This is a genomic window from Clostridium oceanicum, assembly GCF_039521385.1.
Taxonomy (GTDB): Bacteria; Bacillota; Clostridia; order Clostridiales; family Clostridiaceae; genus Clostridium_F; species Clostridium_F oceanicum.
Genome location: NZ_BAAACG010000013.1, coordinates 148,819 through 161,184 on the forward strand (window position 1 = coordinate 148,819; position 12,366 = coordinate 161,184).

Here is a 12,366-nt window from a genome sequence, read left to right on the forward strand (position 1 = left end):
ATATTATAGTATATTTCTTATATTAACTTTTTCATTATTTATGATATGCTTAAGGGAATATTTAATTACATGAATTGAAGCTAAAGCTTCATCCTTATTTTTCATTTTTATATACTGTGTAAATTTCCATAATTCAACATGTATGTTTTCTATTTCAGAATGATTTATAACCATAGATATTTTGTTATCATCATTTTGCCAATCTTTTAATAGTTTATTAGATTGTTTGTAAGCTTTATCCCATGAATTGGATAAGACTAAATTCTCTAGTGTATTACTTTGATTTATAAGTTCAGTGCATTCTTTGTTTAAAGCAAAAGAATAAAAAGTAACTATAGTTATCGTTACAATAAATAATATAATAGATACAATAGTCTTTTTAATAATAACACCTACTTTCAATTTATTTTTTTTGATAATAAAATTCACCTTTAGAATCTAGAGTAGCAATTAGTATTTCATCAAAAGATGCTATGTTGTGTTCTTTTAACTTGACCTTTAGCCAAGATTCATTTTTATTTATTAACTTTAGATTAAATTTATTTACTTTACCATCTAAAATTAAAGTTACTGGTATAGAAGGACTATAGGATTTTATATTTAAATCTTTTTTAGTTATTAAGTCTTTTTCCGGTGTAGGCATTATAGACAGTTGACCACTGGTTTCTAATATAGCAAATTCTATATCTGAAATGTCATAATAGCCTTGAAGTCTAAGTTCTTCCATTAAATCATTTATATTAAATCTTTGATTTCTAAGTTCTTTTGTACTAATTTGCCCATGTTTAATTAATATAGAAGGTTCTCCATCTAATATTTTACGTAATTTTTCACTTTTAAGTTGAACTAAGGATATAGTAGTTTGAGCTATAAGTAAAGTTATTATGGGAACTATACCGTGTAATATAGGTATTCTACTATCTTCCATTGGTAGAGAAGCTAGTTCGGATATCATTATAGTTATAACTAATTCAAAAGGCTCCAATTCACCTATTTGTTTTTTACCCATAAGGCGCATAGATAGTACAACTATGAAATATAATATTAAGGTTCTTATAAGAACAATGAACATGGTATTCCTCCTTACAAATATATTTTGTCGAATTTAAATAAAAATATGAGTAATATAACAACTTTTTAATTTAAAAGTATATAATATTAATACAGCTTTAAATAAGGAGATGAGTATGTTGAAAAAGTTTAAGCTAAATCTACCTAATGGAAAGGACATACATGTTTCTAGGGGCGAAAGTTTATATGATGCATTAAAACACAGTAAATTCAATAGTAGTATGCCTATAGTTCTTGGAAAAATAAATAAAAAATATTATGAACTTAGTTCTAAAATTAATGAAGAGGGAGATTTTATTCCTGTAACTATAGATGATAATATGGGATTAAGAACATATATAAGAAGTTTAAGGTTTGTATTAATAAAAGCTGCTTTAGATGTTTTTAAAGATTGTAAAATTACTATAGAACATTCTTTAAGTAAAGGATTATTTGGAGAAATTCATAAATCAAATTCTTTAAATGAAGATGATATATTTAAAATAAAAAATAGAATGAAAGAAATAATAGAGGAAGATATACCTATTAAAAAGATTACTGTAAAAATAGAAGAAGCTATAAAAATATTTTCACAGTATAATATGGAAGATAAAGTAAGACTTTTAAGTAATATATCTTTAAAAGAAGTTAAGTTATATGAGCTTGAAGGTAGAAAAGATTATTTTTATGGACCTATGGTTTATTCTACAGGAGTATTAAAGAATTTTGATCTTATGTATTATGAACCAGGATTTATTTTAAGATATCCAACAGCTGAAAATCCTATTGAAATTCCAGAATTTATAGAATATAAAAAGCTTACAAGAATATTTAGAGAAACAGAAAAATGGGCTGGTATACTAGGCCTTGGGGATGTAGGAGCATTAAATAATAAAGTGGTAAAGGGAGAGACTCCAGATGTAATAAGAGTTTCTGAAGCTCTTCATGAAAAAAAGATAGCCAATATAGCAGATCTTATAAGTGAAAAAAAAGATGTAAAGATAATACTCATAGCAGGACCTTCTTCTTCAGGTAAAACAACATTTGCAAATAGATTATCAATACAGTTAAGAGTTAATGGTCTTGTTCCTTTTTCAATATCCTTAGATGATTATTTTGTTGATAGAGAGCATACTCCTAAAGATGAAAATGGAGAATATGATTTTGAATCTATATATGCTTTAGATTTAGAGTTATTTAATAAAAATCTTGTAGATATTTCTTTAGGTAAAGAAGTAGAATTACCATCATTTGATTTTAAAAAGGGAATGCGAGTGTGGGAAGGTAAAAAAATAAAGATACCTAAAAATGGCATACTTATAATAGAAGGAATACATGGATTAAATAATATACTAACTGAGCATATTCCTGACAAAAATAAATTTAAAATATATATAAGTGCTTTAACTCAACTTAATATAGACGATCATAATAGGATTTCTACTACAGATGTTAGAATTATAAGAAGAATAGTTAGAGATTATTTATCAAGAGGATACGGGGCAGAAGATACATTAAAAATGTGGCCTTCTATTAAAAAAGGTGAAGAAAAAAATATATTTGTATTTCAAGAAAATGCAGATGTTATGTTTAATTCAACTCTAGTTTATGAATTATGTGTGCTCAAAAAATATGCATTAGAAGAACTTAATAAAATTAATGTTCAAAGTCCTGTTTATTATGAAGCTTTAAGATTAAAAAGCTTTCTAAACTTTTTTAAAGAAGTTCCAACAGACGATGTTCCTAATAATTCTATTTTAAGAGAATTTATAGGAGGAAGTTGTTTTTATAAATATTAAATGTTTTTATATAACTCGAAATAAAGTTTTTTATTTCGAGTTTATTTTTTTAGTTATTTATATACTGTGAAATAACTAATTAGTAAGTCTTTTATAAAATATTTTCTTTATTTTTTACTTGTTATTTATTTTTATATTCCTTAAGTAACACTTTTAACCTTAGGGAATAAAATACTAGAGAATAAAATAATTAAAATTAAATATGTGATTGTATTTTATTTATATTAAGTTAACTTACTTTTAAATAATATGTTATTCGCTAACTACAGTGAGAAGGAGCTTTATATGAAGAAAATATATATAAAATATATAATAATATGTTTATCTATATTTATAATGAATATTTCTACTAGTAGCAGTATATTTAATATATTATTATATTCTACAATCATAATACCTTTAGCAGTTATAGTTGGGAAAAATACTTCTTTTATATCAGAATATATTGGAGAAAAAAAGGGCGGATTATTGTCTGCAGCTTCTGGTAATATACCAGAGCTTAGTATGGGAATTTGGTCTATAAAATGTGGAATGATAAGTATGGCGAAATCTGCTTTGATTGGAGCAATAATAAGCAATATACTTTTAGTATTAGGAGTATCTATATTTGCAGGAGGAGTTAAATATAAAGAACAAAAATTTAATAAAATAGTAGCTAGGACAAATTTTAGTATGCTTTTTATAGCATTGTCTACTATGATAATAATAGCTTCCCTGTCCTCTTTTAATAAAATGGGTCAGCATACCATAGCAGTATTAAGTGTGAAAGTTGCAGTAGTATTGATTTTTGTATATATTTTAGGGTTAGTCTTTTCTTTATATACCCATAGTAATTTATTTATAGTAACAACAGGAGAAAATGAAGAAAATATATTAAAAAAGGATAAAAATTTTTATAAACTATTGTTTGAAATAATAATTTGTTCACTCTTTATTTATTTTATAAGTGAAAGTCTAGTTTTAAATATAAAACAAGTTGTTCATGCATATAATGTATCAGAAGAATTTTTAGGAATAATACTAATACCACTATTGGGAAATATGGGAGAAAATTTATCAGCTATAATATGTGCTTTTCAAAATAAAATAAACTTAAGTTTAGAAATAGCTATAGGATCTAGCATACAAATATCTTTATTTGTAACTCCAATTCTAGTTATATTTTCATATTTTTTAAATTTAAACATGACTTTATTATTTAGTCCTTTTCAAATAATAATTGCAATTATAGCTGGAATTATGTCATTCTTTGTGTTTCAAGATGGTAAAACTTATTGGTTTGAAGGAGTGGTATTAATATCTACCTATATTATAGTTACACTTGCTTATTATTATATTGCATGATTTAAAGATTTTTATAATATAATATTTATGATATAAATTTATTTGGTGTATTTTATGGGATATAGAAAAGTAGTTAATAACTATTACTGTGATGTAAATAATTTATGCGAAATACTTACAAGATTAGTTAATTCATATAGACTTTTAATTGGAGGAGCAGCTGATTTAAATTCTATTGCTTTAGCAAGAAGAAAGCAGGTTAAAGATGCACTAGAAAGAGTAGATGAAGTAGGCAATATGATAGATGAAATTGTTTGTGTTTTAGAACAAACAAATTGTACCTATTTAAATTACTGTAGATTAAAATCTAAAATTATAAGATGTAAACTTCAAGCTCAAAATATACAACAAGAAATACAAGAAGATTTAGAATGTAAAGATTAAAAAAATCGTGGTTTAAAAACCACGATTTTAAAACTTTTTAAGTTTTACATTACTTACCATTAAATAAGATAAAGCTACAACTAAGATTATTGTAAAAGTAGGTAAAACATTTTTACCTAAAGTTACAAGATTGAATAAAGCTAATACCATTCCAGCTATAGTTATTGGAATACCTGAAAATTGTCCGTCAAATTCAGTTATATTAAATTTGGCAAGTCTGTATGCTCCTGCTATAGGGAATAATAAAACTAGTATATATCCTAATATTCCTAAATTTACAAAATTATAAGTATGAAAAATTAATATAGAAGGTGCCACACCAAAAGAAACTAAATCTGCAAGAGAATCTAACTCTTTTCCAATTGGACTATCTACTTTTAAAAATCTAGCTACTCTACCATCGTATCTATCCATTACTCCTGCTAATAATATAAATAAACAAGCCCATCTATAGTTTTGTTGGAATGTCATCATTAAAGACATTATTCCACAACTTAAATTACCTAAAGTAAATGTGTTTGGCACAGCACTTTTAGCTATTTTAGCCATTATTTTATCACTCCTAAAAAAAAAATTAAATTTCGATTAAGTAAAATCATAGTGTGTAGGATAGATTATATATTATTATACAATATTTTTACAATATATTTAAGCCTTTAAACATTATTTATGCAAAAAATAATGTTTTCTTTATAATAAATTAAGAATTGACTCAAAATTTTCCAAAATAAAATTTATTATTTATGGGAAATATAAATTCGGAGGTGTTTTTATGAATTTACAAAATGTTATGAGCAAAGATGTTATAACTTTAGAAAGAGACGATAGTATAGAAAGAGCTGCAGAGCTTATGAAAAAACATAATATAGGTTCAATACCAGTATGCCATAATGAAGAAGTAATAGGAATAATAACTGATAGAGATATTGCTTTAAGATCTGTTGCAGAAAAACAAAATAATAATTTAAAAGTATCTGATATAATGTCTTCTAATCCAGTATGCGGAAGTAAGGATATGGATATACACGAAGCAAGTAGACTAATGAGTGAAAGACAAATAAGAAGACTTCCAGTTACTGAAAATGATAAAATAGTTGGAATAGTTGCTTTAGGGGATATAGCAATAGAACCTAAACATGAAGATGAAGCAGGATGTGCACTATCAGGTATTTCACAGCAAAATAGTTAGTTTTTAAAAAAATTATAGTCTACAAGATTTAGATTACAATCTTGTAGACTATCTACATATAGTGATATAATTAAATAGTTATTTTATAATAAAGAAAGACATTGTATAGAGGGGTTTGAAAATGAAAAAAGTAAAATTTATATATAATCCATATTCAGGAGAAAAAACGATAATATCAAGATTGGATACTGTTGTAATGATGCATCAAAAATATAATTATGAAGTAGTTCCTTATAGAATAGGACTTGAATATGGAATAGATAATGCCTTTGATGATATAGATGATACTTATGGATATATATTAGTTGCTGGTGGAGATGGTACTGTAGATAATGTTGTAAATCATATGAAAAAAAGAAATATAAATTTACCATTAGGAATACTTCCAGTTGGAACTGCTAACGATTTCGCCAAATTTATAAAAATGCCTTTAGACATAGAACTTGCTTGTGAAAGGATATTAAGTAGTAAGCCAAAATATATAGACTTAGGTAAAATTAACAATAAATACTTTGTAAATGTAGCAAGTACAGGTTTATTTACTGACATATCTCAAAAAACAGATGTAAATTTAAAAAACACCATAGGTAAATTAGCTTATTATGTAAAAGGCTTAGAACAATTACCTAACTTTAGAAAATTAAAAATAAAAGTTAATTCAAAAGAGTCAAAATTTGATGGATATATGTATCTTATGTTGGTCTTTAATGGACAAACAGCAGGAAATTTAAATATGGCCTACAAAGCTAAAATGGATGATGGTTTATTAGATGTAATAATAATAAAAGCATGTCCTATAAAAGATATGATAAATTTATTTATAAAAATGATAAAGGGAGAGCATTTAGAAAATATAAATGCTATTGAATATTTTAAAACAGAAAAATTAGAAATAGAATGTCATGAAAATATTGTTACAGATATAGATGGAGAAAGAGGTCCAGATTTTCCATTATCTATAGAATGTGAAAAAGATAAATTACAAGTGCTTGGATGCTTAGAATAGAAAATTTGTAGTAATAATTGATTATTTTTATTAATAGATATAAGTTAAGAATAATGTTGTTGGAGATATATAGTATGTTTGATATTTTTGCTATTATATTTTGTTTATTACTTATATTTTTGCTATTAATAAAAGGGTTAATTAAGACCTTATATTGTCCTAAAAAGATTAAAGCTATTTTACTATTTGTGTTTTTAACTTTAATTTTAAGATATGTTTCTATAAGTTTTTTAATGTTTTCTACCAATATAAAAAACTTATATTTACTAAAATATTTTTATTTCATGAATAGCATATCTATACCTATAGCAGGATTAATTTGTATATATATATCTGTTAGAAATAATAAATTAAATTTATCTTATACTTATTTTGTTATGTTAGTATTAACAGTGCTATACTTAGTTATTACCGTTAAATATCCTACTTTGATTAATGTATATAATAATAAATTATATACAATGAACTTATGTACTCCAATAGATATAGATATTTATTATATACTTTTAAATTTATTATTTTTAGTAGTAAGTTTTAGAATTTTAAAAAGAAATTTAGTTAATTTTAATGTAATATCTATGGTTATAATAAGTAGTATTGTAGGTATTATTCAGTCAATACTAAATATAGGAGACTACAGCATTATACCTTATAATATGATTTGTGATTTATTCTGGGTATATACTACTTATTATTATTTGAAAAAAGTAGAAAAGCATTAAAATAGAGCTAAGCTCTATTTTAATGCTTTTAATTTTAATAAAATTGTTTACTTTAAATTTTATTTTTGGTAATATTTAAAAGATAATTAAATAATAGAGATTATTTTACAATCAATATATTATTAATCAAATTTTATTTTTATTAATAATTTGCTTTTAAGGAGGAAAACTTATGATAAGTTATATAAAAGATGAGTTTAAACGAGGATTTTTCTCTAAAAACTCAATAATATGTTTTGGTGTTATTTTAAGCATATTTTTTATTAATTTTCTAGAATTTATACGTTTAGGTGTATATAATTTTAAAAATACTTATGATTTTATAGATGTATTTTTATATTGTAGAAATATTGGAAGGTTTAGTATGCTTTCTATAATATCACCTTTATTAGCTGCAATAGTTTATTCTAGTTCATATTTACAAGATAAAAGATCTGGATATTTAGATATTATTTATAGTAAAGAAAATAAATATACATATGTATTAACTAGATTGATTGTTAATGCTGTAGTTAGTGGAGTTATAATAGTGTTATCATCATTAGTTATGCTTATAATTTTAGGGTGTACTTATGGTATAAATATAATAAATATCAACCCTAGTCTTAATATACAAGGGCCTTTTAATTATATATATTATAGTAATAAATGGTTATATTGCATTATAATTTTAGTTAATTCATTTATTTTTTATGCTATATTTTCAACTTTAGCTTTAGGTATTTCAACTATAATTAATAATAAGTATATATCATATTTAATTCCATTTTTTTATTGCGTATTATCTGAAACTTTGTTTATAACATTAAAAGTATATCCATTAAATGTTACTTGTTTATTTAATTTAAAGGAGTTTACAGCTCAATGGATTATTATGTATGAAATTATTCTATTTTCTATTGGAGTATTATTATTTTATTTTGGTATCTTATATAAGAATGAAAAATTAGATAACGTGAAATTTAATTATAAATAAGACGGATACAAAAATGTGTCCGTCTTATTTGCGTAAATAAAAAATAAATATTTTTTATTTTAGCGTCTTTTTCTTTTGTTTTTATTATTAGTTTTTGATTTCTTTGAAAAAGAAATATTTTTTGACCTAGATTTAGATTTATATTCAGTATTTTTTTCATTTCTAGATTTAGGCTTATTTTTAGTATTACTGTGATTTCTTTTTCTATAATTTCTAGGTTTTTTATCTGGTATTAAACAATTAGGACCAGATCCTATTAAATCTAATCTATTAGCTTTTATAAGAGCTTCTTTAACTAAATCATAGTTTTTAGGTACAGTAAATTGTAGTAGTGCTCTTTGCATGCTTTTTTCTTTTGGACTTTTAGGAACATAAACTTTTTTAGAAGTTAAAGGATTTATTCCAGTGTAGTACATAGTAGTTGAAAGACTTCCTGGCGTTGGGTAAAAATCTTGAACTTGTTCCGGAGTGTATCCCATTTGTTTTATGTATAAAGCAAGTTCAATAGCTGCATTTAAATCACTTCCAGGATGACTAGACATTAAATATGGAACTAAAAATTGTTTTTTGTTTAATTTTTTATTTATAGAAAAATATTTTTTAACAAAAGCATTGTAAACTTCTTTTTTAGGTTTTCCCATACAGCTAAGAACTTTATCGCTTATATGTTCAGGGGCAACCTTTAATTGTCCGCTTATATGATGTTTACATAATTCTATGAAAAATTCATCGTTTTTATCGTGCATTAGATAATCAAACCTAATACCAGAACGTATAAAAACTTTTTTAACATCAGGTAGGCTTCTTAATTTTCTAAGTACACTTAAATATTCTTTGTGGTCTGCAATAAGGTTTTTGCATGGAGTTGGAAACATACATTGTCTATCTTTACAAGTACCATAAGTTTCCTGTTTTTTGCAAGCTTTATGTCTAAAGTTAGCAGTAGGACCACCAACATCATGAATATATCCTTTGAAATTTTCATCTTTGGTAATTTCTTTTCCTTCTTTTATTATTGATTCACCACTTCTGTTTTGAATTACTCTACCTTGATGAAAAGTTAAAGCACAGAAAGAACAACTTCCAAAGCAACCTCTATGACTTGTTATAGAAAATTTAACTTCTTTGATTGCAGGAATTCCTCCTTGAGATTCGTACATTGGATGATATGTTCTAGCGTAAGGCAAATTGTATACTTTATCCATTTCTTCTGTCTCTAAAGGTTCTTGAGGAATATTTTGAACTATGTACTTATTCTTATGTTGTTGTACTATTGCTTTACCTCTTATATGATCTTGTTCATAGTATTGTATTTTATAACTTTCTGCATAGGCTTTTTTATTTGTAGATACTTCTTCAAAAGAAGGGGATAGTATGTAATCTTTAATATCATCTAAGGTATCAGATACAAAAACAGTACCTTCTACATCTCTTATTTTATCTATTTTCATTCCATATTTTAATAGATTTGCTATCTGGACTATTGGTTTTTCTCCCATACCATATACTAGTAAATCAGCACTAGAATCTATTAATATGCTTCTACGTACTTTATCATCCCAATAATCATAATGAGCAAATCTTCTAAGACTAGCTTCTATTCCTCCAATAATTATAGGAACATGTTTGTATGCTTCTTTTATTCTGTTACAGTATACAATTACAGCTCTGTCAGGTCTATGGCCACCTTTTCCACCAGGAGAGTATAGGTCATCGTGTCTTCTTTTTTTAGAAGCTGTATAGTGATTTACCATAGAATCTATATTACCTGAATTAACTAAAAAACCATATTTAGGTTCACCTAATTTTTTGAAATCTTCAGTGTTTTGCCAGTTAGGTTGAGGAATAATTCCTACAGAAAATCCTTCACTTTCTAATATTCTTGATATAATTGCTGTACCGAAAGATGGATGGTCAACATAGGCATCTCCTGTTACTACTATAAAATCTAATTGATCTATATTTCTAGCTTTTAAGTCTTCTTTATTTACAGGCAAAAATTTATTATTTTTCAATGTTTTTTATTCTCCTATCATTTATTATTAACAATAATCTTATTATACAAGTGTACTTAAATATTATCAAAGGAAATAGATAATATTAAATGATTAGCTATGAAATTTGTAATATTCCTGTATGTTTCATAATTACCAAAAGAATTAAATAAATTTTAATAATTTTGGTTGCAAATTTGCATGATAATAAATATAATGAAAGTATAAGACAATATAATAATTTGTACGTTAGGTGAGGCTCCTATATAGATATACGCTGCTGCCCGGAAACATCGAGAGATGCCAATGGGTCACCAGGTATTACCGAACTAAGGTTCTACTTAATGTAGCTGGATTTTATTAAATCTAAAGCTATATAGTGCTAAAACTCAACGATTAAAGTTTTTAGGTTAATTTTAGTTTGAGTATTTAGGAGTCTAATTTAGGCTCCTTTTAATTTTATTAATTTGTAAAGGTGATGATTAGATGGAAGGTGTCCCTCTTAGTCGGAGGAGTATCAAAAATAAAAAAAATAAAAGGCAGAGGGATATTTTATTAAGCTAAGTCTAATGGGTATTCCTCTGCACAATTGAGAGGAGGAATATTTATGAAAAAATTACAAAGTTTCTTCTTGAGTAAAGTTCTTAACAAAAGAATATATGATGAGTATGGAGACTGTATAGGAAAACTTGTAGACATTTATGTAACTACAGAAGATAGTTATCCTAGGGCTATAGCTTATAAGCTAAAAAAAGGAAGAGAAACATCTAATTATGAGTTTAAGAATATAGATTTTTACGATGATGATGGAAGAGCGATAATAAAAGTTAGAGGATGCAGAGATATAATATTAAGAAAATATTCTTATTTACTATCAGAAAATCTTTTGAATAAACAAATAATAGATATTAATGGCAAAAAATTAGTTAAAGTTAATGATTTAAGAATAGGACAAATAGCAGGTGAATACAAGGTAATAGCTGTTGATACAGGGTTTTTAGCACTTAGTAGAAAGATTGGGCTAGAGAAATTAGGTTATAAGCTATATAAATCATTTAATAGAAAACCTACAGATACTTTAATTATGTGGGACAATGTAGAGTCTTTAGAAATGCTTCATAATAATTTGAAATTATGTGTTCCTTATCAAAAGTTGTCTAAATTACATCCAGCTGATTTAGCAGACATAATAGAAGATATGAATATTAACTATAGAAAATTAGTTTTTGAAAATTTAGATGAAGATTTAGCAGCAAATACTTTTGAAGAAATAGAACCAGAAGTTCAAGCTCAAATATTAAAAGATATACCACTACCTAAAAAGATAGAGGTAATATATAATATGGATAAAGATGAAGCAGCAGATGTTTTACTAGATATGGATGAAGAAACTGTAGAAAAGATACTTATAAATATAGAAAAAAAAGATGCTAAAGATATAAGAAAGCTTATGGACTATAAGGAAGAAACAGCAGGAAGTATGATGAATAAAGATTTTATATCTTTTAATGTAAATATAACTGCAGAAGAAACTATAGATGTATTAAGAAGATTAAAACCTAAAGATGAAATGTTTTATGATATATATATAGTAGATGAAAATGAAAGATTAAAGGGAATAGTATCCTTAAGAGATCTTATAATAGCATCTCCTAATAATAAACTTAAAGATATTATGAATGAAGAAGTTATAAAGATAAAAGATATGGACAATATAAATAACGTTATAGAATTAGCTATTAAATATGATTTGTTATCTATACCAGTTATAGAAGACAATGAAAAATTGTGTGGTTCTATAGTTATAGATGATATAATATCAGACGTTTTTAAACCTATGTGGAAAAAAAAGATAAAAAGATTAATTATGTAGATTATATTAAAATAAAAAATAATATATTA

At 25.0% G+C, this 12,366-nt stretch carries 12 protein-coding genes and 1 riboswitch; of the genes, 8 read left to right on the forward strand and 4 right to left on the reverse strand.

From position 1 onward, the window contains the following. Positions 1 to 3: 3 nt before the first annotated feature. Both ABDZ71_RS14710 and ABDZ71_RS14715 read right to left on the reverse strand, forming a co-directional pair. Positions 4 to 429, reverse strand: a complete 426-nt coding sequence (locus ABDZ71_RS14710; RefSeq protein WP_343762705.1) for a DUF4363 family protein — start codon at positions 427 to 429, stop codon at positions 4 to 6. Further along, the gene (locus tag ABDZ71_RS14715; protein ID WP_343762708.1) at positions 404 to 1,072 is read right to left on the reverse strand and encodes a DUF421 domain-containing protein; all 669 of its coding nucleotides are present in this window, start codon (positions 1,070 to 1,072) and stop codon (positions 404 to 406) included. Before ABDZ71_RS14715 ends, ABDZ71_RS14710 begins: the two co-directional genes overlap by 26 nt. Before the next feature lie 115 nt (positions 1,073 to 1,187). Here ABDZ71_RS14715 and ABDZ71_RS14720 point away from each other — a divergent pair, with 115 nt between their 5' ends. From ABDZ71_RS14720 to ABDZ71_RS14730, 3 genes are all read left to right on the forward strand, one after another. Continuing rightward, entirely contained in the window at positions 1,188 to 2,849 is a 1,662-nt protein-coding gene (locus ABDZ71_RS14720) for a nucleoside kinase (RefSeq protein ID WP_425544718.1), read from the forward strand. A gap of 285 nt (positions 2,850 to 3,134) precedes the next feature. After that, positions 3,135 to 4,193 (forward strand): calcium/proton exchanger, encoded by a 1,059-nt coding sequence (gene cax, locus ABDZ71_RS14725; RefSeq protein WP_343762710.1) that lies wholly within the window; start codon positions 3,135 to 3,137, stop codon positions 4,191 to 4,193. Positions 4,194 to 4,247: 54 nt separating this feature from the next. Next, on the forward strand, positions 4,248 to 4,577 hold the full coding sequence (locus ABDZ71_RS14730) for a hypothetical protein (protein ID WP_343762712.1): 330 nt from the start codon (positions 4,248 to 4,250) through the stop codon (positions 4,575 to 4,577). Between the two features lie 27 nt (positions 4,578 to 4,604). Here ABDZ71_RS14730 and pssA read toward each other — a convergent pair whose 3' ends face one another. Next, positions 4,605 to 5,126, reverse strand: coding sequence for a CDP-diacylglycerol--serine O-phosphatidyltransferase (gene pssA, locus ABDZ71_RS14735; protein ID WP_343762714.1), 522 nt, complete (start codon positions 5,124 to 5,126; stop codon positions 4,605 to 4,607). A 223-nt stretch (positions 5,127 to 5,349) separates the two neighbouring features. Between pssA and ABDZ71_RS14740 the strand changes: the two genes are divergently transcribed. The 4 genes from ABDZ71_RS14740 (at position 5,350) to ABDZ71_RS14755 (ending at position 8,470) form a co-directional block, all read left to right on the forward strand. After that, positions 5,350 to 5,766 (forward strand): CBS domain-containing protein, encoded by a 417-nt coding sequence (locus tag ABDZ71_RS14740; RefSeq protein WP_343762716.1) that lies wholly within the window; start codon positions 5,350 to 5,352, stop codon positions 5,764 to 5,766. A gap of 121 nt (positions 5,767 to 5,887) precedes the next feature. Continuing rightward, positions 5,888 to 6,772: a YegS/Rv2252/BmrU family lipid kinase gene (locus tag ABDZ71_RS14745; RefSeq protein ID WP_343762718.1), complete on the forward strand. Its 885-nt coding sequence runs from the start codon at positions 5,888 to 5,890 to the stop codon at positions 6,770 to 6,772. 74 nt (positions 6,773 to 6,846) lie between these two features. Next, positions 6,847 to 7,494, forward strand: a complete 648-nt coding sequence (locus tag ABDZ71_RS14750; RefSeq protein WP_343762720.1) for a hypothetical protein — start codon at positions 6,847 to 6,849, stop codon at positions 7,492 to 7,494. Between the two features lie 172 nt (positions 7,495 to 7,666). After that, a complete protein-coding gene (locus tag ABDZ71_RS14755) occupies positions 7,667 to 8,470 on the forward strand; it encodes a hypothetical protein (RefSeq protein ID WP_343762722.1) in 804 nt (267 codons plus the stop codon). A gap of 59 nt (positions 8,471 to 8,529) precedes the next feature. Here ABDZ71_RS14755 and ABDZ71_RS14760 read toward each other — a convergent pair whose 3' ends face one another. Further along, entirely contained in the window at positions 8,530 to 10,485 is a 1,956-nt protein-coding gene (locus tag ABDZ71_RS14760; RefSeq protein WP_343762724.1) for a YgiQ family radical SAM protein, read from the reverse strand. Between the two features lie 217 nt (positions 10,486 to 10,702). Beyond that, a riboswitch (M-box (ykoK) riboswitch) is annotated at positions 10,703 to 10,870 on the forward strand. Positions 10,871 to 11,071: 201 nt separating this feature from the next. Here ABDZ71_RS14760 and ABDZ71_RS14765 point away from each other — a divergent pair. Next, positions 11,072 to 12,337: a magnesium transporter gene (locus ABDZ71_RS14765; RefSeq protein WP_343762726.1), complete on the forward strand. Its 1,266-nt coding sequence runs from the start codon at positions 11,072 to 11,074 to the stop codon at positions 12,335 to 12,337. The last annotated feature ends 29 nt before the right edge of the window (positions 12,338 to 12,366 follow it).

What these genes read in the sequence shown, in the direction of transcription:
- ABDZ71_RS14715 (WP_343762708.1), bottom strand. Translation starts at nt 1,072, where the DNA reads ATGTTCATTGTTCTTATAAGAACCTTAATATTATATTTCATAGTTGTA.
- ABDZ71_RS14720 (WP_425544718.1), top strand. Translation starts at nt 1,188, where the DNA reads ATGTTGAAAAAGTTTAAGCTAAATCTACCTAATGGAAAGGACATACAT.
- cax (WP_343762710.1), top strand. Translation starts at nt 3,135, where the DNA reads ATGAAGAAAATATATATAAAATATATAATAATATGTTTATCTATATTT.
- ABDZ71_RS14730 (WP_343762712.1), top strand. Translation starts at nt 4,248, where the DNA reads ATGGGATATAGAAAAGTAGTTAATAACTATTACTGTGATGTAAATAAT.
- pssA (WP_343762714.1), bottom strand. Translation starts at nt 5,126, where the DNA reads ATGGCTAAAATAGCTAAAAGTGCTGTGCCAAACACATTTACTTTAGGT.
- ABDZ71_RS14740 (WP_343762716.1), top strand. Translation starts at nt 5,350, where the DNA reads ATGAATTTACAAAATGTTATGAGCAAAGATGTTATAACTTTAGAAAGA.
- ABDZ71_RS14745 (WP_343762718.1), top strand. Translation starts at nt 5,888, where the DNA reads ATGAAAAAAGTAAAATTTATATATAATCCATATTCAGGAGAAAAAACG.
- ABDZ71_RS14750 (WP_343762720.1), top strand. Translation starts at nt 6,847, where the DNA reads ATGTTTGATATTTTTGCTATTATATTTTGTTTATTACTTATATTTTTG.
- ABDZ71_RS14755 (WP_343762722.1), top strand. Translation starts at nt 7,667, where the DNA reads ATGATAAGTTATATAAAAGATGAGTTTAAACGAGGATTTTTCTCTAAA.
- ABDZ71_RS14765 (WP_343762726.1), top strand. Translation starts at nt 11,072, where the DNA reads ATGAAAAAATTACAAAGTTTCTTCTTGAGTAAAGTTCTTAACAAAAGA.